17 protein-coding genes are annotated in these 21,363 nt (G+C 66.3%); 9 read left to right on the top strand and 8 right to left on the bottom strand.

The window, feature by feature from the left end; genetic code table 11:
• Window positions 1-317: 317 nt before the first annotated feature.
• The 7 genes from WS87_RS32240 (at window position 318) to proP (ending at window position 11,139) form a co-directional block, all read left to right on the top strand.
• Entirely contained in the window at window positions 318-2,045 is a 1,728-nt protein-coding gene (locus WS87_RS32240) for a methanol/ethanol family PQQ-dependent dehydrogenase (protein WP_059690429.1), read from the top strand.
• Window positions 2,046-2,127: 82 nt separating this feature from the next.
• Window positions 2,128-3,387, top strand: coding sequence for a c-type cytochrome (locus WS87_RS32245; RefSeq protein WP_059814691.1), 1,260 nt, complete (start codon window positions 2,128-2,130; stop codon window positions 3,385-3,387).
• A gap of 75 nt (window positions 3,388-3,462) precedes the next feature.
• A complete protein-coding gene (locus WS87_RS32250) occupies window positions 3,463-3,780 on the top strand; it encodes a high-potential iron-sulfur protein (RefSeq protein WP_059510566.1) in 318 nt (105 codons plus the stop codon).
• Entirely contained in the window at window positions 3,764-5,650 is a 1,887-nt protein-coding gene (locus WS87_RS32255) for a sigma-70 family RNA polymerase sigma factor (protein WP_082750523.1), read from the top strand. The genes WS87_RS32250 and WS87_RS32255 overlap by 17 nt, the downstream gene beginning before the upstream one ends.
• A gap of 258 nt (window positions 5,651-5,908) precedes the next feature.
• Entirely contained in the window at window positions 5,909-7,903 is a 1,995-nt protein-coding gene (gene acs, locus WS87_RS32260; RefSeq protein ID WP_107938241.1) for an acetate--CoA ligase, read from the top strand.
• A gap of 227 nt (window positions 7,904-8,130) precedes the next feature.
• The gene (locus WS87_RS32265; protein ID WP_059820788.1) at window positions 8,131-9,198 is read left to right on the top strand and encodes a porin; all 1,068 of its coding nucleotides are present in this window, start codon (window positions 8,131-8,133) and stop codon (window positions 9,196-9,198) included.
• A gap of 471 nt (window positions 9,199-9,669) precedes the next feature.
• Complete coding sequence (proP, locus tag WS87_RS32270; RefSeq protein WP_059820789.1) at window positions 9,670-11,139, top strand: glycine betaine/L-proline transporter ProP; 1,470 nt, start codon at window positions 9,670-9,672, stop codon at window positions 11,137-11,139.
• 83 nt (window positions 11,140-11,222) lie between these two features.
• Here proP and WS87_RS32275 read toward each other — a convergent pair whose 3' ends face one another.
• The 4 genes from WS87_RS32275 to WS87_RS32295 form a co-directional block, all read right to left on the bottom strand.
• On the bottom strand, window positions 11,223-12,047 hold the full coding sequence (locus tag WS87_RS32275) for an alpha/beta fold hydrolase (RefSeq protein WP_059820790.1): 825 nt from the start codon (window positions 12,045-12,047) through the stop codon (window positions 11,223-11,225).
• A gap of 352 nt (window positions 12,048-12,399) precedes the next feature.
• Entirely contained in the window at window positions 12,400-13,752 is a 1,353-nt protein-coding gene (locus tag WS87_RS32285; RefSeq protein ID WP_059449222.1) for a TRAP transporter large permease, read from the bottom strand.
• 4 nt (window positions 13,753-13,756) lie between these two features.
• Window positions 13,757-14,335, bottom strand: a complete 579-nt coding sequence (locus WS87_RS32290; RefSeq protein ID WP_059820792.1) for a TRAP transporter small permease — start codon at window positions 14,333-14,335, stop codon at window positions 13,757-13,759.
• A complete protein-coding gene (locus tag WS87_RS32295; protein WP_059693628.1) occupies window positions 14,332-15,318 on the bottom strand; it encodes a TRAP transporter substrate-binding protein in 987 nt (328 codons plus the stop codon). Before WS87_RS32295 ends, WS87_RS32290 begins: the two co-directional genes overlap by 4 nt.
• A gap of 555 nt (window positions 15,319-15,873) precedes the next feature.
• Here WS87_RS32295 and WS87_RS32300 point away from each other — a divergent pair.
• Window positions 15,874-16,068 (top strand): hypothetical protein, encoded by a 195-nt coding sequence (locus WS87_RS32300; RefSeq protein WP_059693630.1) that lies wholly within the window; start codon window positions 15,874-15,876, stop codon window positions 16,066-16,068.
• A 125-nt stretch (window positions 16,069-16,193) separates the two neighbouring features.
• Here the strand turns inward: WS87_RS32300 and WS87_RS32305 are convergent, their stop codons facing one another.
• The 3 genes from WS87_RS32305 to WS87_RS32315 form a co-directional block, all read right to left on the bottom strand.
• Complete coding sequence (locus WS87_RS32305; protein ID WP_059820793.1) at window positions 16,194-16,874, bottom strand: GntR family transcriptional regulator; 681 nt, start codon at window positions 16,872-16,874, stop codon at window positions 16,194-16,196.
• A 206-nt stretch (window positions 16,875-17,080) separates the two neighbouring features.
• On the bottom strand, window positions 17,081-17,464 hold the full coding sequence (locus WS87_RS32310) for a hypothetical protein (protein WP_059820794.1): 384 nt from the start codon (window positions 17,462-17,464) through the stop codon (window positions 17,081-17,083).
• A gap of 328 nt (window positions 17,465-17,792) precedes the next feature.
• Complete coding sequence (locus WS87_RS32315) at window positions 17,793-18,395, bottom strand: J domain-containing protein (RefSeq protein WP_059820795.1); 603 nt, start codon at window positions 18,393-18,395, stop codon at window positions 17,793-17,795.
• Between the two features lie 270 nt (window positions 18,396-18,665).
• Here WS87_RS32315 and WS87_RS32320 point away from each other — a divergent pair, with 270 nt between their 5' ends.
• Window positions 18,666-19,589, top strand: a complete 924-nt coding sequence (locus tag WS87_RS32320; RefSeq protein WP_059525954.1) for a recombination-associated protein RdgC — start codon at window positions 18,666-18,668, stop codon at window positions 19,587-19,589.
• Between the two features lie 289 nt (window positions 19,590-19,878).
• On the opposite strand, the gene abaF is transcribed toward WS87_RS32320, so the two are convergent.
• Window positions 19,879-21,258, bottom strand: a complete 1,380-nt coding sequence (abaF, locus tag WS87_RS32325) for a fosfomycin efflux MFS transporter AbaF (RefSeq protein WP_059820796.1) — start codon at window positions 21,256-21,258, stop codon at window positions 19,879-19,881.
• Between the last annotated feature and the right edge of the window lie 105 nt (window positions 21,259-21,363).

A 21,363-nucleotide genomic window follows, 5' to 3' on the forward strand; every position in this document is an offset into this window, starting at 1 on the left:
TTGCAGTTCGTGCCACCCCTGTTGCGCCTGTGTCAATTTGGATCAACGAGCCGACGCCTTCGGCCGCGCACCGCACTGTCATGTTTCGCAACACTCGACCCGCGGTTGTCCCCGAACGCAACACACGCGGATCATCCGCGCCACGCCGCGCACGTCGTAGCAGCGCGCACGATCGGCCGCCCGGCCTTGCGCGACAGGGCGCGCGCCTCAATGGCATGCGATTTGCGTGACTGGCTGCGCACTGGACCCGGATCCCCACCCTGCCGGCCCGGCCATGTGTTGGCCGCGGTGCGACCACAATGACTCTGGAGACAACCATGAAAAAACTCTCGGCTTCGACGAGCCGACTGGCAACGATCGGAATCGCGGCGGCGGCCGCGATCGCCCTGAATCCCGGCCTGGTGGACGCTGCCGCGGATTATCCGGCGGTCACGTACCAGCGGCTCACGGATGCGCAACGCGATCCGGGCTGGCTCACCTACTACCGCACGTACAACGGCCAGGCGCATTCGCCGCTCAAGCAGATCGACGCGTCGAACGTGAAGCAGCTCACGCAAGCGTGGAGCTACAAGTTTCCGGCCGAGCTGAAGCAGGGTTTCGAAGCCACGCCGATCGTCAACGGCCGCTACCTGTTCGTGACCACGCCGAAGGACAACGTGTACGCGTTCGACGCGGCCACCGGCGCGCAATTGTGGAAATACGAACCGAAACTCGGCGCCGAATCATTCAAGACGGCCTGCTGTGACGTCGTGAACCGCGGCGTCGCGCTGTACGGCAAGAACGTCTACGTCGCGATGCTGAGCGGCGAGGTGGCCGCGCTGGATGCACAGACCGGCGCACTCGTGTGGAAGAAGCAGATGTTCGAGCCGGGGCTCGGTTATGCGTTCTCGCTCGCGCCGCTCGCGCTCGACGGCGCGATCGTGGTCGGCAGCTCGGGCGGCGAATACGGCGCACGCGGCTTCATCGCGGCGCTCAGCCCGAACGACGGTACGCTGCTGTGGAAACGCTTCACCATTCCTGGCCAGGGCGAGAAGCACGCTGACACCTGGCCCGACGGCATGCAGGCGCACGGCGGCGCACCGGCCTGGCTGACCGGCACCTACGACGCGGCGACGCGCACGCTGTACTGGGGCGTCGGCAACCCGGGGCCGTGGCTCGCCGACCTGCGCCCGGGCGACAACCTGTACTCCGATTCGCTGCTCGCGCTGGATCCGAAGAACGGCGACCTCAAGTGGCACTACCAGTACACGAAGCACGACACCTGGGACTATGACGGCGTCAACACACCCGTGCTCGCGACGATCAAGTACAAAGGCAAGGAGCACGACGCGATCATCCACGCGGACCGCAACGGCTACTTCCATGCGATCGATCGCGACACCGGCAAGCTGATCTATGCGGAGCCGTTCGTGAAGGCGACGTCGGTGACCGGCTACACGGAAGACGGCGCGCCGATCCAGGATCCCGCGAAGTATCCGAAGGTCGGCACGACGATCGACACGTGCCCGAGCTTCCTCGGCGGCAAGAACTGGTGGTCGGTGTCGTACGACCCCGTGCGCCATCTCGCGATCGTGCCGGCGCTGCATGCGTGCATGAGCTTGTCGGGCAAGTCGGTCAACTACATGGAAGGGCTGCCGTATCTCGGCGAAGGTTTCGAGATCAAGCCCGAGCCGGGCAGCGAAGGCTACGGCGAACTTCAGGCGATCGACGTGAACACCGGCAAGAAGGTATGGAGCCACTGGAGCAAGCTGCCGTGGAACGGCGGCGTCGCGACGACCGCGAGCGGCCTCGCGTTCAGCGGCTCGCTCGACGGCCATCTGTACGCGTTCGACGTCGCCACCGGCAAGGTGCTGTGGGAGAGCCCGAAGCTCGCGAGCGGGATCATCGCGCAGCCGTCCGTCTTTGAAGTCGACGGCAAGGAGTACGTAGCGGTACTCGCCGGCTACGGCGGCGCGAATCCGATCTGGGGCGGCCCGATGGCCAAGGCAGCTGACGACGTGCCGCGCGGCGGCACGCTGTACGTGTTCGCCCTCGACCGCGGCTGATCGGCATCCCGCCAATCGTATTGCGCCCGCGCCGCCGGCGTGGGCGCTCCTCCCTTTCTCCTGTTCAACCGAGCGTACGATCATGAACATCCGACTTTCCCGCCTCGCCGTGGCCTGTGCGCTCGCGGCAGGCACGGCGCTGGCACCGGCGCTCTCCACGGCCGCGACGACGGTGCGCGTCTGCTCGCTGCCGGGCACGCCGACGGCCGCGCTCGACAAGGCCGTCGCTCGCGACGTGTTCCGCACGGCCGGCATCGCCGCGAACTTCTCCGGGCACGACGCGGGCGGCAACGACGACGACGGCGTGTCCGCGCATGAGCTCGCCGGCATCCTCGAACACGACTGCGACGTGCTCGCCGGTTTTCCGCGCTCGGCCATCGCCGACGCATCCGATACGAAACTGCTGTTCTCGCAGGGCTATCTGCGCTCGGGGTACGTAAGCGTCACGCGCCGCGATGCCGGCGCGCCGGCCACCGGCCGCGAAATCGTCGCGGCGACCTACGCGAGCCCCGCGCAATTGATCGCAGTTCAGCAGAAGAACGCGCGCTTCGATCTCGAGAACACGTCCGAGCAAACGGTCGACGCGGTCGCGCGCGGCCGCGCGCATCGCGCGATCGTCTGGTATCCGGCAGTCGTCGCGTATCAGGCGGCGCATCCGAAACAGGCGTTCCGCATCGGCGCGACGTCGTCGCCGTATGCGGAATGGCAGCTCACGTTTGCGTTCGCGCCGCGCTCGGCCGAATTGCAGCAACGTATCGACGCGGCACTCACGCAAATGAAGAACAACGGCCGGCTCGCCGCGCTGACCCGCAAGTGGACGCTGCCCGGCAGCGCACTCGAGGCGCACGAGTCGCGCATGCCGTCGCGTTTCCTCGACGGCGCGACGGCGAGCGCAGGCCGCGTGCCCGGTAGCCTGCTGCGCGCGCGCAACGTGCCGGCCGACGGCGGCTTCATCCGCGTCGGCGCGAGCACCGGTGACGCCGCGCCGTCCTTCGACGCGGCCCAGGTCGCCCACGGCAAGGAAATCTACGGCAATGCGTGCGCAAAGTGCCACGGCGCCGATCTCGAAGGCAACACCGCGCCCGCGTTGAGCGGCCCATCGTTCGCGCCGCTGTCGCATTCGCACCTGACGATCGGCGGCGTGTTCGGCTACATGGCGACCAACATGCCGGCGGACCAACCCGGCAAGTTGAAGGACGACGAATACGCGGACCTGATGGCCTTCCTGCTCGCGTCGAACGGCTATGCCGCCAGCAAGAACAAGCTGACGGCCGATACCGCTCACGCGTCGACCGCGCCGCTCGTCGCCGGGCCCGCCGCGCATAAGGACGCAAGCCAGTAACACCGGGCAAGCGGCTTCGCCAAGCGATGCGGGCCGCGCCCTTCCCCACGATTTCATCTTCAACAGGAAACGACCGTGACGTACCCGACCTCCCGCAGAACCTTCATCATCAACGCCATCGGCCTGTGCGCGACGCTCGCCGCCGCACGCACGGCATGCGCGGCGCCGCCGCTCGTCGACGAGAACGATCCGGCCGCGAAGACGCTTGGTTATCGCGCGCACGCGTCCAGCGTGGACGCCGCGCAGTTCCCGAAATACCAGGCCGGCCAGCGCTGTGCAAATTGCCGCTTCTACAAGGGCGAAGCGGCGGACACCGCCGGCACGTGTCCGATGTTCGCCGGCAAGCTGGTCGCGGCGGACGGCTGGTGCAACGTGTATGCGAAGCGCGCGTGACGCGTCGCGCGACGGGCTGCCGGCGCGACACGCACCGGCGCCCGCGGCCGGTAGCGACGACGGCGCACCGCCGCACGCGGTCGCGCATCTGCACGCGCTGATCGCGACCGGCCTGTCGCGCGGCTTCGTCACGCGCGGCGACATCATCGACGCGCTGCCCGACGACGATGCGAGCGAGAGCAGCATCGATGCGGCCGCCGCCGTGCTCGCCGAACTCGGCATCGCGGTGTCAGACAGCGTCGATGCCGCGAGCGGCTGGACGCTCGACCGCTACTTCCGCCCGGCGCCACCCGCGCGCGCATGGGTCGACGGCGCCGGCACGCTCGCCGCAGCCGACCTGATCGCGCCGCGCACGACCGATCCGGTCCGGCTGTACCTGCGCGAGATGGGCACGACGCCGCTCCTCACCCGCGATGAGGAATTCGCATACGCGCAGCGCATCGAGCGCGGCCGCGCGGCGTCGGTCGCGGTGCTGTGCGGCGATCCCGATGCGCTCGACGCGCTCGTGTCGATTCGTACCGAGATCGCCGAATGCCGAGCCGCCGCATCGACCTACGTGATCTTCCTCGCCGACGCCACGCGCGACGCTCGACGATCCATTGACGCCGATGCAGGCGCCTCGCCTGCCGCCGCCGGCGAGCCCGGGCGCGACGACGAGGCGCCATCGGAGGATTCGGCCTGGCGCGACGCGGTACTGGCACGGCTCGCCCGCATCGACGCAATCGCGGACGGCATTCGTGCCGCGCTGGCCTCGGGCGGCACCGCGTCTGCCGCGTATCGCACGCACGTACGCGACGCCGCCGCGCTGCTCGGCACGCTGTGTCTGTCCGCCCGCGCACTCGAACGAATGAGCGAACCGTTACGCAGCCGCGCGCGCCGGCACCGCGCGCTGCGCGGCCGGTTGGCGCGATTGTTGGCCGACGTGGGCGTCCCACCCTCATTCGCGCAGACGGACCACGACGATCACGCCGGCTGGCTCGCGTCGTGCATTGCCGCGCATCCGGCCTGCGCGCCGACACTGACGCGACGCGCGGCGGAATTCGTCGACGCACGCGTCGCGATCGTGCGCGATGCCCCGGCGTCGGAACTGCCGCCCGGTGCGACCGCGTCGCTCGATGCCCGGCTCGGCGCGATCGAACGCGCGATGCAGCCGGCGAAAGCGGGCTTGTTCGACGCGAACCTGCGGCTCGTCGTGTCGATCGCGAAGCGCTATCCCGATCGCGGGCTGCCGTTCGCGGACCTGATCCAGGAAGGCAACATCGGCCTGTTGAAGGCCATCGAGCGCTACGACTACCGGCGCGGCTTCCGGTTCTCGACCTACGCGACCTGGTGGATCCGGCAGGCGATCACGCATGCGCTCGCCGACCTCGGCCGCACGATCCGCGTGCCGACGCATACGGTCGATGCGTTGAACAAGCTGACGCGGCTCGCACGTGAGCATCGGCAACGCGCGGGCACGGCCGCGACGCCTGCCGAACTGGCCGTCCACATGGGCGAGCCGGTCGACAAGGTGCGCGATCTGATGGCGATCGTGAAGGAACCGGTGTCGGCGGACCTGCCGGTTTCGCCGGAAGGCGACATGACGTTCGCCGACGTCGCGCCGGATCTGTCGTCGCCGTCGCCGGAGGACGCCGCCGGCGCCACCCAGTTGCGCAACACGATCGCCGCCGCGATCGACCGGCTGCCGCCGCGCGAGGCGATGGTGCTCCGGCTGCGCTACGGGTTGCATGCGGACGAAGGCTGCTCGCTGCGCGACATCGGCCGCCAGATGAACCTGTCCGCCGAACGCGTGCGGCAGATCGAGGTGTCCGCGCTCACGCGCCTTCGTGCGTCCGACGCGCTCGGCGTGCTGCGGTCGTTCATCGCATAGCACGGCCTCAGTCCCACGGCGCGCACGCCGCGCGTCGTGCGTCGTGCGTCGTGTTGACGCCTGCAACACCCGTTGCTGCATTTCGACGCAACTTTCACGCTGACAAGAGCGCCGCTCGTTCCGTCTTTCATTGCTATGCAATGCAGAGCAATTATCGGGAACCGCGCGCCACCGTACACACACGCCTTACCGGCCGAAGACCCACGCAATTGGCATGCAAGTTGCGTTTCAACGGTCATGCGACACCCAACGCTTTCCATGGAGACCATCTTGACTGCCCTCGTATCGATCCTGCAGGAGCGCCGAATCTTCGAACCGACGGCCGACACGCGCGAGCGCGCGACCATTTCCGGCATGCCGGCCTACCGCGCGCTGGCCGCCGAAGCCGAGCAGGATTACGAAGGCTTCTGGGCGCGTCTCGCGCGCGAAGGCCTGACCTGGCACAAGCCGTTCACCAAGGTGCTCGACGAGAGCAACGCGCCGTTCTACAAGTGGTTCGACGACGGCGAACTCAACGCGTCGTACAACTGCCTCGACCGTCACGTCGAAGCCGGCAACGGCGAACGCGTCGCGGTGATCTTCGAAGCCGACGACGGCACCGTCACGCGCGTCACCTATGCCGACCTGCTCGCTCGCGTTTCGCGCTTCGCGAATGCGCTGAAGAAACGCGGAATCGGCAAGGGCGATCGCGTCGTCATCTACATTCCGATGTCGATCGAAGGCATCGTCGCGATGCAGGCCTGCGCGCGCATCGGCGCCACGCACTCGGTCGTGTTCGGCGGCTTCTCCGCGAAATCGCTGAACGAGCGGCTCGTCGACGTCGGCGCGGTCGCGCTCATCACCGCCGACGAGCAGGCGCGCGGCGGCAAGACGCTGCCGCTCAAGAGCATCGCCGACGAGGCGCTCGCCATGGGCGGCTGCGAAGCCGTCAAGAGCGTGATCGTCTATCGCCGCACCGGCGGCACGATCGACTGGCACGCCGGGCGCGACCTGTGGATGCACGAGATCGCCGACAGCGAATCCGACACGTGCGCACCCGAATGGGTCGGCGCCGAGCATCCGCTGTTCATCCTGTATACGTCGGGCTCGACCGGCAAGCCGAAGGGCGTGCAGCACAGCACCGGAGGCTATCTGCTGTGGGCCGCGCAGACGATGAAGTGGACCTTCGACTGGAAGCCCACCGACGTGTTCTGGTGCACGGCCGACATCGGCTGGGTCACGGGCCACACGTACATCACCTACGGCCCGCTCGCGTGCGGCGGCACGCAGGTGGTGTTCGAAGGCGTGCCGACTTACCCGGACGCAGGCCGCTTCTGGAAGATGATCAACGATCACAAGGTCACGGTGTTCTACACCGCGCCGACCGCGATCCGCTCGCTGATCAAGGCCGCCGAGGCCGACGACAAGGTCCATCCGAAGAGTTACGACCTGTCGAGCCTGCGCATCATCGGCACGGTCGGCGAACCGATCAATCCGGAAGCGTGGATGTGGTACCACAAGCACGTCGGCCAGGAACGCTGCCCGATCGTCGACACGTGGTGGCAGACCGAAACCGGCGGCCACATGATCACGCCGCTGCCGGGCGCGACGCCGACGGTGCCGGGTTCGTGCACGCTGCCGCTGCCGGGCATCATGGCCGCGGTGGTCGACGAGACGGGGCAGGACGTGCCGAACGGGCAAGGCGGCATTCTCGTCGTCAAGCGTCCGTGGCTGGCGATGATCCGCACGATCTGGGGCGACCCGGAGCGTTTCAAGAAGAGTTACTACCCGGAAGAACTTGGCGGCACGCTCTACCTCGCCGGCGACGGCACGGTGCGCGACAAGGACACCGGGTACTTCACGATCATGGGCCGCATCGACGACGTGCTGAACGTGTCGGGTCACCGGCTCGGCACGATGGAGATCGAGTCGGCGCTGGTTTCGCACGAGCTGGTTGCGGAAGCGGCGGTGGTCGGCCGCCCGGACGACACGACGGGCGAGGCGGTGGTCGCGTTCGTGGTGCTGAAGCGTTCGCGTCCGGAGGGCGAGGAAGCGGCGGCGCTCGCGAAGACGCTGCGCGACTGGGTCGGCAAGCAGATCGGGCCGATCGCGAAGCCGAAGGACATCCGCTTCGGCGACAACCTGCCGAAGACGCGCTCGGGCAAGATCATGCGGCGCCTGTTGCGCTCGCTCGCCAAGGGCGAGGCGATCACGCAGGACACGTCCACGCTCGAGAATCCGGCGATCCTCGAGCAGCTCGGCCGGCCACTCTGAACGACGGGGCCGGCATCGGCCGGCCCTACCCGACCTCTTCGACGCACGCGCGTTCGGGCGCCCATCCCCGCCATGAACGCGTCGCATGCGGCCGACACCCGGCCGCGCACGTGCGTTCCGCCGCGCCCCATCCTGCGTATGCGGCCCGCGCGACGTACACCACTTCGCGGATGTCCGTCGCATTCCCCGTTCGATGCATCGACGTACAACAACACTGGAGACACCCAATGAAAAGCAGAATCGTGATCGGTTGCGCCGCACTGGCGGGCGCGATGGTGAGCAGCAGCGCCTTCGCGCAGAGCAGCGTGACGCTGTACGGCAACCTCGACGCCGCGTTGCTGTATACGAGCAAGACGCTCGACGCCGCCACCGGCGCGAACGCCGGCCATCAGTTCGCGATGACCGACACCGGCATGACGCCCACGACGTTCGGGATGACCGGCACCGAGGATCTCGGCGGCGGCCTCAAGGCGAAATTCCAGCTCGAAAGCGGCTTTGCCGTCACCAATGGCGCGTTCGCCCATTCGAACGGCAACTTCTTCGGCCGCCAGGCGTGGGTCGGGCTCGATGGCGGCTTCGGCACGGTCAAGACCGGCGTGCAGTACTCGCCGTTCCTGCTCGCGATCTTCGATTCGGATCCGCGCAGCTTCTCGCACTTCGGTAGCGGGCTGATCAACTACGTCGACAACGTGCTGGTGACGGGCCTGTTCAACCCGAACGCCGTGTCGTACACCAGCCCGACGATCGCCGGCCTCACCGGCAGCGCGATGTTCGCGTTCGGCGGCAAGGCAGGCGACTTCCAGGCCGGCCGCCAGTATTCGGCGAGCCTCAAGTATGAACATGAGGGCTTCATGATCGACGCCGCGTTCTACGACGGCAACGACGGCACCAACCCGACGCCGACGCCGAGCACCGTCGCGTTCGTCGGGCGCACGATCGGCGCCGCGTACCGCTTCGGCCCGGTCACCGCGAAGGCATCGTTCACGAGCTACAAGGTCGGCGGATCGTTCAGCAACAACGTGTATGGCGGCGGCCTCGATTACCAGGCCACGCCCGCCGTCGACCTGAACGGCGGCGTCTGGTTCACCAGCGATCGCAACGACACCGCCAATCACTCGCTGCTCGCAGCCGTCGGCACGACCTACAGCCTGTCGAAGGCAACCGCGCTGTACGCGCAGGTCGCGATGGTCAACAACCACGGTGCGATGAACACCGGGCTCGGGATCAACAACGCGCTTTACGCGGTCACCGGCACGACCGTCGGCGCGAACGTCGGGATCCGCCACATGTTCTGATGCGCTGGCGGCGGTTCAAGTGCCGAATCGCCGCCTCCGCGTATTCGCAGTCCGAATTATCTTGCACCGACTTCGACACGCGAATATGCGCCCGGATTCGGTGCAACTTTCATCGCGCGCGCATCCGTACGCGATGCATCGCCGATCCCATGCCCGCACGATCCGCCACCGGCAAGATCAACGCCCGGTATAGACCGCCATCGACGCGGCCCGGACCGCCATCTACCGAACCTGCTGTTATCCGGAGTTGCCCGGCTGCGCCATCCGTGTCGTTTTCCACCGGTTTCCGGGCGCATGACCGATAGTCCGCGTTTCCCGTTTCTCTACACTGCTTCACACCAGCACACACCTGCCGGATGTCGCATGACGCGCGCCGCATCACCGACATCACGGCGATCCCGAGACAACCGCCTTCGTCCCCGACGGTTCCGCATCCGCTCGGCCGGCCGAAGGCCCCTCCAGGAGCGTTCATTGAGTTCATCGCAAGCGCACCCCGCGAAAGCCCGGTCTTCGCGCAAGTCCCTCAAGCTGGACGACATCACGATCGTCGACCCTGCCGTCCTGAAGCGTGCGGTCGGAGCCATGGCGTTCGGCAATGCGATGGAATGGTTCGACTTCGGCGTCTACAGCTATATCGCCGTCACGCTCGGCAAGGTGTTCTTCCCGTCCAGCAGCCCGTCCGCGCAACTGCTCGCGACCTTCGGCACCTTCGCCGCCGCGTTCCTCGTGCGACCGCTCGGCGGCATGGTGTTCGGCCCGCTCGGCGACCGCATCGGCCGCCAGCGCGTGCTCGCCGCCACCATGATCATGATGGCCGTCGGCACCTTCGCGATCGGCCTGATCCCAAGCTATGCGTCGATCGGCATCATGGCGCCCGTGCTGCTGCTCGTCGCCCGCCTCGTGCAGGGCTTCTCGACCGGCGGCGAATACGGCGGCGCCGCCACCTTCATCGCCGAGTTCTCGACCGACAAGCGCCGCGGCTTCATGGGCAGCTTCCTCGAATTCGGCACGCTGATCGGCTACACGCTCGGCGCGGCGACCGTCGCGATACTGACGGCGACGCTGTCGCAAGAAGCGCTGCTGTCATGGGGCTGGCGCGTGCCGTTCTTCATCGCCGGTCCGTTGGGCCTCGTCGGCCTGTACATCCGGATCAAGCTCGAGGAGACGCCCGCGTTCAAGAAGGAAGCCGAGGCGCGCGAAGCGGACGAACGATCGCGCCCGAAGCAGTCGTTCGGCACGCTGCTCATCGAACAGTGGAGGCCGCTGCTCCAGTGTGTCGGCCTCGTGCTGATCTTCAACGTGACCGACTACATGGCACTGTCGTACCTGCCCAACTACCTGTCGGCGACGCTGCACTTCAACGAAACGCACGGCCTGTTCATGGTGCTGCTCGTGATGGTGCTGATGATGCCGATGACGCTTTACGCCGGGCATCTGTCGGACCGGCTCGGCCGCAAGCCGGTGATGATGTTCGGCTGCGTCGGCCTGCTCGTGCTGTCGGTGCCCGCGCTGCTGCTGATCCGCTCCGGCGGGATGCTGTCGGTGTTCGGCGGGATGCTGATCTACGGCACGCTGCTGTCGACCTTCACCGGCGTGATGCCGTCGGCGCTGCCCGCGCTGTTCCCGACGCGGATCCGCTACGGCGCGCTCGCGATCGGCTTCAATGTGTCGGTGTCGCTGTTCGGCGGCACGACGCCGCTCGTCACCGCATGGCTCGTCGATCGCACCGGCGACCTGATGATGCCGGCCTACTACCTGATGGGCGCATCGTTCATCGGCATCGTGTCGGTGCTCGCGCTGCGCGAAACCGCACGGCGGCCGCTGCCCGGCTCCGCGCCGTGTGTCGCAAGCCGCGCGGAAGCGCAGGACCTGATTCGCCGCGGCGTTGACGAGGGGCGCGTGCGCGACCGCAAGTTCACGCCGGTCGGCGAACGCGCGTAATGCAGTGATGAAGTGATGCAAGCCGTTGCGTCGTCATGCGGCGCCGCACGGCGCCCTCCCCGCGGGCGTCGCGCATGTGACGCTCAGCCCGCCGCGAGTTGCTGTTCGTCGAACCAGTCGAGCAGCGTCCGCGTGACGAACGCGGGATTCTCCAGGTTCGAGATGTGACCTGCGTCCGGCACCAGCGCATGGCGACAACCGATCACGCTCGCCATCTTCACCGTCTCCGACGGCGGACGCGCCATGTCGCCCGCGCCGCACATCAGCAGCGTGCGCTCGGCATCCAGTTCGGCGAGTGCGGCCAGCGTATCCGGTCGCCCGAAGATCAGTCGACCGAGCGGGACGATCGACTGCCGCAGCCGATCGGCCGGCAGGTTCGCGAGCGCGGCGCGAAACGCGGTCGGCACCGAGTCGGCAAGGTTCACGTCCGGCCGGAAGAACAGCGGCACGATCGCATCGAGCAGCGGCGGCGCGATGCAGCCGGCAGCGGCGATCGCATCGAGCATCCCGAAGTAACGCAGCCGCGTCGCGTCGGGTTCGGCCTCCAGCGACGCATCCATCAGCACGAGGGAGCGCACGCGCTGTGGTTCGCGCAACGCGAGCCGCGCGCCCCACATCCCGCCGACGCTCAGCCCCACGACCGCACACTGCTCGATCTCCAGCGCATCGAGCAATGCGCTCGCGTGCGCGGCGAGGTCGTCGAGCGTCTCGGTGCCACCGGGCAGCGGGCCGGACGCGCCATGCCCCCACAGGTCCGGCACGATCACACGATAGCGGCTCGATAGCGCGTCGATCTGCGGCGCCCACATCGCCGAATCCCACAGGTAGCTGTGTCCAAGCAGCACCGGAAAGCCGGCGCCGTGATCCTGGTAATGCAGGGTGCTGCCATGAACAATGTGTGCGGGCATGTCGTCTCCGGATGTCAATGCGATCGGCGGCGGCCCGGAAACGGGCGCCACGAACGCGAAGCGCCGAATCATCGCACAGGTTGCCGCACGGCGTATGACTGCCGTCGCGCACTTTCGCCGTGCGACCGGGACGACGCCGAACACCGGAATGCCGCGGCTGTCTCCGTTCGAGACGTACGCTTACGACGCTGCGCGCGCGAGCGATGCGGCCAACGCGAATGCGGCGGCCGCGACGGCGCGCCATGCTCTTTTCATGTCGATGTGAATTTGCCGTGCGTGAAGCACACCGTAGACGTGACCGCGGCGCCGGACAACCTCGGTCGTCCGGCGCCGCGACGGGCGAAACGCGCGATCAGAACACCGCGTGCCCGCTGATGAGGCTCGGCAGCCAGGTGGAGAAGAACGGCATGTACGTGACGATGTTGATCGCACTGAAGATCGCGAGGTAATACGGCCACGCCATCTTCGTCGTCTCGCCGATCGACACGTTGCCGATCGCGCAGCCGACGAACTGCACCGAACCGATCGGCGGATGAACGAGGCCGAGCGAGCAGTTCAGCAGCAGCATGATCCCGAACTGCACCGGCCCGACGCCGCATGCCATCGCGATCGGCAGGAACAGCGGCGTCGTGATCAGGATGTGCGCGGCCATGTCGACGAACGTGCCGAGGAACACCTGGATGATGTTGATGTACAGCAGCATCAGCCAGGGCGCTGCGGTCGACTGCTTCAGCAGCCCCTCGATCGCATCCGGAATCTCCAGGTACGACATCTGGAAGCGCAGCATGTTCGACACGGCGATCAGCAGCAGCACGACGCCCGTCGTGCGCGCCGCATGCGACAGCGCGCGGCGCAGTTTCTCGACGGTCAGCGTGCGGTACACGATCGCGGTCAGCACGAGCGAATACACGACGGCGATCGCGGCGGCTTCCGTCGCGGTGGCGATCCCCTTCGCGACGCACACGAGGATGATCGCGATCACCATCAGGCCCGGCACCGCGCCGACGAAGCTGCGCAGCACCGCATACCAGCCCGGGAACGCCGGCAGCGCGGACGAACCGTCTTCACGGCGCGGATAGCCGTGACGCACGGCTTGCCAGTACGCGGCGGCGAGCACGAAGCCCATCACCCACAGCACGGGTAGAAGGCCGGAGAACAGCAGGTCGCCGATCGACACGCCGCTCACCTGCTGGCCATGCAGCATCCCCGTGATCCCCTGCGCGGCGAACGCGTAGATGATCATGTTGGTCGACGTCGGCATCAGCGCACCGGCGAGCGACGCGTGGGTCGTCACGTTGACCGCGTAGGCCGCGCTGTAGCCTTCGCGCTTCATCAGCGGAATCACCACGCCGCCCATCGCCGACGTATCGGCGGTCGGCGAGCCGGACACGCCGCCGAACAGCGTGCACGCGACGACGTTGGCCATCCCGAGGCCGCCGCGGAAGTGGCCGACGGTCGCCTGCGCGAAACGCAGGATCCGGTCCGCGATGCCGCCGTGCAGCATCAGCTCGCCGGAGAAGATGAAGAACGGCACCGCGAGGAACGAGAACGCATTCATTCCCGAGATCATCGACTGCATCGCGGTCGCGATCGGCAGCCCTTCGACCATATAGGTCAGCACGCAGGCAATTCCGAGCGCGAACGAAACGGGCACGCCGAGCACGAGGAAAATCAGAAAACTGACGGACAGGATCGCGAGTTCCATGACGTTATTGGCCCGACGAAGAACGACGAAGCGCGAGCAGGTGCTCGAGCGAGAAGAGGATGATGGCGATCGCCGCGGGAATCGTGATCAGGTAGCGCACGCCCTCGGGCAGCCCGATGATCGGAATGCGGTCGCCCATCGTCTCGGCGGCCATGCTGCCGCAGCCGACCATGATCGCGATCGCGAACGCGATCAGGCTCAGGTGCTGGATCGCGATCACCACGGAGCGCGCGCGCGGCGACAGGCGCCGCACGAGCGAGTCGAGGCCGATGTGGCCGCCGTCGCGCACCTTCATCGCGGCGCCGAACATCGCGATCACGATCACCAGCAGCAGCGCGATCGGCTCGACGAAATCGGGCGCGTTCTCGAATACGTAACGCATCACGACCGCGTAGAACACCAGCACCGTGAGCGCCGCGAGACACAGCGACGCGACCACGGCCAGTGCGCGAAACAGCAGGTCGTTCACGCAACGCAGGCGCGGCGCGGCCGCGCGCGGCCGGCACGATGTCGCACCGTCCGTGGCGGCCGCGTCCGGCGCGCCCACGGCCGCCGCGCCGTTCAGGGAAGTGCGACGGGTCACTTGGTTGCCTCGATCTCGTCGACGATCTGCTTCATCTGCGGCGTCTTCTCGTACTTCGCCCACAGCGGCTGCATCGCCTTCACGAACGCCGCGCGATCGACCTGCGCGGCCGGCAGGATCTTCGCGCCGCCCTTCGTCACCGTCTGCTGCGCCGATGCCTCGCGCGCGGTCCACAGCTTCTGGTAATACGGCACCGAATCGGCCGCGGCCTTCCTGATCGCGGCCTGCTCCTGCGGCGACAGCGTGTCCCAGATCTTCTTCGAGAACACCAGCACTTCCGGCGTCATCGCGTGCTGCGTCTCCGAGTAATCGGGCGCTACTTCGAAGTGCTTGGTTTCCTCGTACGACGGCAGGTTGTTTTCCGCCGCGTCGACGAGGCCCGTCTTCAGGCCCGTGTAGACCTCGGCGAACGGCATCGGCGTCGGCGTGCCGCCCATCGCCCGGATCTCGTCGACCATCAGGTCGGATGGTTGCACACGCACCTTCAGCCCCTTCATGTCGGCGGGCGTGCGCACCGGGCGCTTCGCGTAGATCGAGCGCGCGCCGCTCTCGTAGAACGTCAGCGCGATCATCCCCTTCGCCGCGAACGCGTCGAGAATCTTCTGGCCGGCCGGGCCGTACATCGCCTTGCGGAAATGGTCGACGTCGCGGAACAGGAACGGGAACGACGGAATCAGCGATTCCGGCACGATCTCGTTGAACGACGCGCCGTTCACGCGCGCCATGTCGATCGCGCCGATCCGCACCTGGTCGACCGTGTCCTTCTCGGAGCCGAGCGCGCTGTTGCCGAACACCTTGATCGAGTCCTTGCCGCCCGTCAGCTTCGACAGCTCGTCGCCCATGTACTTGACCGCCATGTTGGTCGGGAAGCTGTCGCCGTGCACGTCCGCCGAGCGGAACACGCGGGCCTGCGCGGACACCGCGAAGCCGGCCATCAGCGCGACGGCCAGTGCGTTACGGGAGCGGGTGAATCGGTGCTTCATCGTCAGTCTCCTTGCTGGTTGCTCGTTATTTGGCAGCGATCCGGGCGGCATCCGCATGCATCGACGTACGGCCCTTCGAGGAATCGCAGTCATACGTTGTATGATGTGTCGGAGCGAATGTACGGCGGTTAATCGTTTTACTCACTTGGTGCATACCCTATAACGGGCACTGGCGCAGGCTCGCGGCGGGGTATGGGACGAAGTCTTCTCTGTTCGGGTGACTTTTGGCGAAACGTTTTCCGGAAATGGGTCCGCATCTGGCTCGGCACGACGTTGCATCGCTTTCCCGAGACCGAACTCCGGTATTCGCTTCTATTTCGCAAGTTGTAGGATGACCGACCACACGACAATCGCTGCCACGCGATATCAGGCCTCGACGATCAACCGGATGCGAACCTCACGCTTCGCAACGTGGCTCGATGTGGGCGCCGTCGTTGTAATGACGATGCGATGACGACTTCCGGCATACGGACCGGCGCCCACCCGCATGCAGTCGCCGTGGGCACGCGCGATGCGTGCTCACGGCGACATCGAAAATGCGAAAGGAGGTATGCGATGCAGACGACCAGAATGTCGGCAGGGCCGAATCAGGACACACCGCTGAATCCGGGCGACGAAGGGCCGCCCGATGCGCCGGGCGTGGGCGAGGACCTGTGCGGCGTATGCCGCGGCACGGGCATGGTCGAAGGACAGCCGTGCACGGTGTGCGGAGGAACGGGCAAGGTGCTACAGGGTATCGGCGGCGGGTAGGCGAACGTCACGCATGCAGGCCCGTTGCCGCGATGCCCGGACGGGCCGCGCCTCGCACGCGATCGCGCCTCGATGCCGGAATCCGCTGCAACGCGGTGTTCGCAACGTCCTGGCCGGACGCGCGCTCAACGACCGAGGCGTCGATCGCGCAGAAACGCGTTCAGCTCGCCGCCCGCATGCTCGATATGCCGCTTGAGAAGCGATGCCGCCGCGCGCGCATCGCCCTTGCGGCACAACGCGACCAGTTCGGCGTGTTCGGATTCGGCCACGTCGCGCGCGGCCTCGGACAGCGACAACTGCACGCGCGTGTAGCGGTCGGTCTGCTGCAGCAGCGACGCGACGATCGCCGCCGTCTTCGGCTGGTCGGCGCGCGACAGCAGCAGATGATGCAGTTCGGTGTTCAGTTCGCCCCAGCGTCCGGACTGGCTCGCATGCAGCACCTCGCTGTATTCCTCGAGGATCGCATCGAGCCGCGCGAAATCGTCGGGGGTCAGCTTCGGAATCGACTTCTTCAGCAGCACGGGTTCCAGCAGCGCGCGCAGTTCGAACAGTTCGGTGATGTCTTCCGGGGACAGTTCCGAAACGATCGCCCCCTTGTGGGGCAGGATCTTGACGAGCCCCTCGCTCTCGAGCTGCACGAGCGCTTCGCGCAGCGGGATCCGGCTGATGCCGAGCTCGGTCGCCAGCGCATCCTGGCGAAGCTGATAGCCGTCGACATACTCCCCTGTCAGGATACGGCGGCGCAATTCGTTCGCTGCGGCTTCGGCGCGCGTGGCGTAGACAAGAGCAGGGCGTTTCTCGTTCATGTTCGGGCTGGGGAAGGCGGTCAGGCAGGATGCCGGCGCGGCGGCGGATATTGCATATTTTCTACAATATTAGCAGAGCGCCCGTGTCGTCGAACCGCCCCCGCATGGGGCTTCACGCTGTCGCGCCCTTCGTTCGCCCGCCTGCGGATGTCGTATGCCGCCCCACTGCACCCAGCACGACTCAACACCCCAGCGACAAGCAACGATCAGAGATCGCCGCGCACTTCACCGGTTCCCAGCGCGCTCCGCTGCCGATTGACTTCCGCCCACAGCTCATCGCTATCGTCATCGCGCAGCAGGACCATGCAGTCCAGTTGATCGTCGGTCACGCCGAAGTATTCTAGGATTTCCCGGCGAACCGCATCGACGAACTCCGCGTATTCCGGGGTCGCCTGGGCCTGCGCGTGCAGCGCATCGTATGCTGCATCGTCCGCCCCGCCGCCGTGCTCATCGATATAGCGCGTGATCCACTGGTCTCGCTCGCGGTCGTAATCGGCCTCGGCGCGCATCGCTTGCACCGCCGTGTAGAAATCCAATTGGGCAAATGCGGCGATCGCCGCCGTTGTCGCCTGGTCGAACGTAGTCGTCATTCCATCTCTCATGTTGGTCACGGCACATCATCGCATGGGTCGCACCCGGACAGGCGCCGCGAATTCGGACGATGCAACGCGCCGCCTGACGCCGACGTTTGGCCCGTGCGCCTTCGCACCTGTTCAACGGCCGTATTGCCGTCTCGGGCCTCTGCCCCGCAAGTGTGTCAACTCGTCGCATCGTCGTCGACGGGACTGACCGTTTAGTGGTGCAGATTCAATCCAATTAGCCATCGATTCATGAAGCAGTCGATCGAAGAACCTCCCCCGACGATGGCACCGATCGCGGTCGAGTTCCGCGTTCGCAAAACCGGTCGCCCACCAGGACTCACTGGCGCAGCCCGAACATGCCGTGCCACAGAGCGCGGAAAAAGTCCGTATGCGCGTGTTCGTCACTCCTTCGCGCGTCGCTCTCTGACGCTTGCGCCGATGCCGCCTGCGTCACCCTCTCGTCGCATTGCGGCATCTGCCCATCATGCGGTCCGTCCCGCGATGCGCCCGGCTGGCGCGACGCATGCAGCTCGACCACGCTGTCGGCAATGCGCTCGGCGAGTTGAACATCGCAATCGCGGCCGAGCAGAACACCGAACACGACGTCGCGGTTGTGCCCTTGCTCGGCGAAGCGCATCGCCCATGCCACGAATCGCGCATATTCCGCTTCGCGCTCCGCCTTCAGGCGCTCCTCTTCTTCGCGAAGCCGTGCGTGACGGAGCATTTCCTCTGCGTAAACGGTGTCGTAGACGCGGCGCAGCTCCGGATTCGAGAGAATCGCGTATGCCTCCTTGATCTCCTGAAATCGCGCATGCGCGTCCGCTTCGCACCCGACGTTGCGGTCGGGATGCGCTTTCATCGCCGCCTTTCGGTAGCCGCGCTTGATTTCCTCGTCGGTGGCGTTCTCGCACACACCGAGCAATTCATACATTGTCGTCATCGTGCGTCGGGATGAAAGTCGGATCGCGTTGATCGTAGCATGTCGCCGCAACGCCAATTTGTCGGGTTGAGAATTCACCAGATGCTGAACACCCTGAGTGCGGGTCAGAAGCGCTTTGGCAGATGACGAGATCCGAATCATTCACATCGGAACGCCCGTTTGCCAACCGGAGCGGTCGCTCGAGTATCCGAATGAGCATGCAGGCTGACGGCGCTTCCTGGCCGGCAAACGTCACCGTCATATAGAATGATGCGCTTTGCCCGCACGCCTATGTGGTTCAAGAATCTTCAGCTTCATCGTCTTCCGGCACCGTGGGCCGTTACCCCCGACCAGATGGAAGCATGGTTGGCGCCTCACGCGTTTCAGCCGGGCACCAGCGTCGAGATGCAGCGCGTCGGATGGGCGTCGCCGCGTGACGACGGCGCGCTCGTCTATTCGATCAACCGGCAGATGCTGCTGACGTTTCGTGCCGAAAAGAAGCTGCTTCCGGCCTCGGTCGTCAATCAGGTGACCAAGGCCCGCGCGCTTGAAGTCGAGGAGCAGCAGGGCTTCAAGGTCGGACGAAAACAGTTGCGCGAACTCAAGGAGCAAGTCACCGACGAACTGCTGCCGCGCGCGTTCACCATTCGCCGCGATACCCGCGTATGGATCGATACGGTGAACGGCTGGCTCGTCATCGATGCGGCTGCACAGGCGCTTGCCGACGACGTCCGCGGCCTGCTCGTCAAATCGATCGATCAATTGCCGCTCGCCGGCGTTCAGGTGGCGCTTTCGCCGGTCGCCGCGATGACGGATTGGCTGCTGTCCGGCGACGCGCCGGGCGGATTCACCGTGGACCAGGACGCCGAGTTGCGCTCGAGCGGCGAAGGCGGCGCCACGGTGCGATACGTCGGCCACGCGCTGGAAGCGAACGACATGCGCCGGCACATCGAGGCCGGCAAACAATGCATGCGCCTCGCGATGACCTGGGATGACCGGATCTCCTTCGTGCTGACACCGTCGCTGACGATCAAGCGTGTCACGCCGCTCGACGTGATCAAGGAAGCGACGGATCCCACCGCGCAAAACGACGACGAACGCTTCGACTCCGACGTCACGCTGATGACGGGTGAATTGGGGCGGATGTTGACCGATCTTGTCGATATCCTGGGCGGCGATCGAGACGACGCGATTCATCAGGCGGCAGCAGCCTGAACCCCGTCGGCTGTCGAAAATCATCGCCCCGCGGCGGCAAGGTTTTGCCCTGACGCGACATGTCGAGCAGGACCGTCGCCGCGCCGGCGCGGGTCGCGGCTGCGCGCTCGCGATCCATAGGAAACCGGAGCAATTCCTGAAAGCGGCGGCGATCGTCAAGGGCTCCAGGCAATTCGTAGAAGGCCACTGACCGTCTTCCCCGCCCTCCCCCGGGAATCCGCGATGAACCGAAAAAAAGCCACCCTCGCGGGTGGCTTCGGTGCGTTCAAGCAGGCTTCGGCCGCATACGTCACGCGTGGGTCCGTCGGCTTGCCTCGGCGTCGACGTCGCGCAGCGACTTGCCGCGCGTTTCCTTCGCGAGGCCCACGCATACGATCGAGATCGCCGCCGCCGCGACCAGATACAACGCGATCGGCGTCGACGAATGATAACGCTCGAGCAACGACAGCCCGATCAACGGCGCGAGCGAGCCCGCCATCAGCGGCGCGACCTGATAGCACAGCGACAGCGCGGTATAGCGCACGTTGGTCGGGAACATCTCGGTCATCAGCGCCGAGTACGGCGAGTAGGTCATCGATTCGATGAACAGGCCGAGCACGATTGCGGCCATGATGATCCAGTCGTTGCCGGTGTCCATCATCGGGAACGCGACGAAGCCCCAGCCCGCGGTCAGCACCGCGCCGGTCAGGTACACGGGCTTGCGGCCGACGAGGTCCGACATCAGCCCCATCAACGGAATGAAGAAGAAGTGGATCGCGTTGGCGGCGAACATCAGCTTCAGGATCCGTGTGGTATCGAAGCCGACGACCAGCTTCAGGTACGTCAGCGAAAACGTGACGACCATGTAGTACAGGATGTTTTCGGCGAAACGCGCGCCGATACCGATCAGCACCTGCCGCCAGTGGTACTTCAGCACGTGCCCCACGCCGAGCTGCTTTTCCTGCTTCTGCGCGCGGCGCGCCTGCGCTTCCTTGAAGATCGGCGCATCGTCGACCTTACGGCGAATCCAGAAACCGATCAGCACGACCACCGCCGAGAACCAGAACGCCGCGCGCCAGCCCCACGCCAGGAAGTCGGCCTCGGACAGCGAGCTCGACAGCACCAGCAGGATGATCGTCGCGACCAGGTTGCCGGCCGGCACGCCGGCTTGCGGCCAGCTGGCCCAGTAGCCGCGGCGGTTGTCCGGGCTGTGCTCGCTGACCAGCAGGATCGCACCGCCCCACTCGCCGCCGAACGCGAAGCCCTGAATCAGGCGCAGCGACACCAGCAGCACCGGCGCCCAGTAGCCGATCGCATCGAAGGTCGGCAGGCAGCCCATCAGGAACGTCGTGATGCCGACCACGATCAGGCTGACCTGCAGCAGGTATTTGCGGCCGAACTTGTCGCCGTAATAGCCGAACACCAGCCCGCCGATCGGGCGCGCGGCGAATCCCACCGCATACAGCGCGAACGCCGCGAGCAGGCCGTCGATCGGGTTGCCCGTCTTCTTGAAGAAATGCGTGCCGAACACCAGCGCCGACGCCGTTCCATACAGGAAGAACTCGTACCACTCCGCCACCGACCCGACCATCGACGCCGCGACGACCCGCTTCAATTCCCGTTTCGATGCCGTGTCCTGCACGGTCGCCACACCACCAGGCGAGACTGCCTCGCCGACCTGACTTGTCATCTCCGTATCTCCTCTCGTTATCTTCCATTTCCCTTGACGGGCCGGTTCGCGGGTAAGCGCGCCGAAAGATTTTATACAATATCCAATACACAATCCAAGCAATCT

Origin of the sequence: Burkholderia sp. MSMB0856 (assembly GCF_001524645.2) — a bacterium.
In the GTDB taxonomy this organism is placed as follows: Bacteria; Pseudomonadota; Gammaproteobacteria; order Burkholderiales; family Burkholderiaceae; genus Burkholderia; species Burkholderia diffusa.

Bases quoted from the DNA above. Each gene is read 5' to 3' on its own strand.
- WS87_RS32265 (WP_059820788.1), top strand. From the start codon at position 8,131: ATGAAAAGCAGAATCGTGATCGGTTGCGCCGCACTGGCGGGCGCGATG.
- WS87_RS32295 (WP_059693628.1), bottom strand. From the start codon at position 15,318: ATGAAGCACCGATTCACCCGCTCCCGTAACGCACTGGCCGTCGCGCTG.
- abaF (WP_059820796.1), bottom strand. From the start codon at position 21,258: ATGACAAGTCAGGTCGGCGAGGCAGTCTCGCCTGGTGGTGTGGCGACC.
- WS87_RS32300 (WP_059693630.1), top strand. From the start codon at position 15,874: ATGCAGACGACCAGAATGTCGGCAGGGCCGAATCAGGACACACCGCTG.
- WS87_RS32255 (WP_082750523.1), top strand. From the start codon at position 3,764: ATGCGAAGCGCGCGTGACGCGTCGCGCGACGGGCTGCCGGCGCGACAC.
- WS87_RS32320 (WP_059525954.1), top strand. From the start codon at position 18,666: ATGTGGTTCAAGAATCTTCAGCTTCATCGTCTTCCGGCACCGTGGGCC.
- acs (WP_107938241.1), top strand. From the start codon at position 5,909: ATGGAGACCATCTTGACTGCCCTCGTATCGATCCTGCAGGAGCGCCGA.
- WS87_RS32275 (WP_059820790.1), bottom strand. From the start codon at position 12,047: ATGCCCGCACACATTGTTCATGGCAGCACCCTGCATTACCAGGATCAC.
- WS87_RS32305 (WP_059820793.1), bottom strand. From the start codon at position 16,874: ATGAACGAGAAACGCCCTGCTCTTGTCTACGCCACGCGCGCCGAAGCC.
- WS87_RS32245 (WP_059814691.1), top strand. From the start codon at position 2,128: ATGAACATCCGACTTTCCCGCCTCGCCGTGGCCTGTGCGCTCGCGGCA.
- WS87_RS32310 (WP_059820794.1), bottom strand. From the start codon at position 17,464: ATGACGACTACGTTCGACCAGGCGACAACGGCGGCGATCGCCGCATTT.
- WS87_RS32315 (WP_059820795.1), bottom strand. From the start codon at position 18,395: ATGACGACAATGTATGAATTGCTCGGTGTGTGCGAGAACGCCACCGAC.
- WS87_RS32285 (WP_059449222.1), bottom strand. From the start codon at position 13,752: ATGGAACTCGCGATCCTGTCCGTCAGTTTTCTGATTTTCCTCGTGCTC.
- WS87_RS32240 (WP_059690429.1), top strand. From the start codon at position 318: ATGAAAAAACTCTCGGCTTCGACGAGCCGACTGGCAACGATCGGAATC.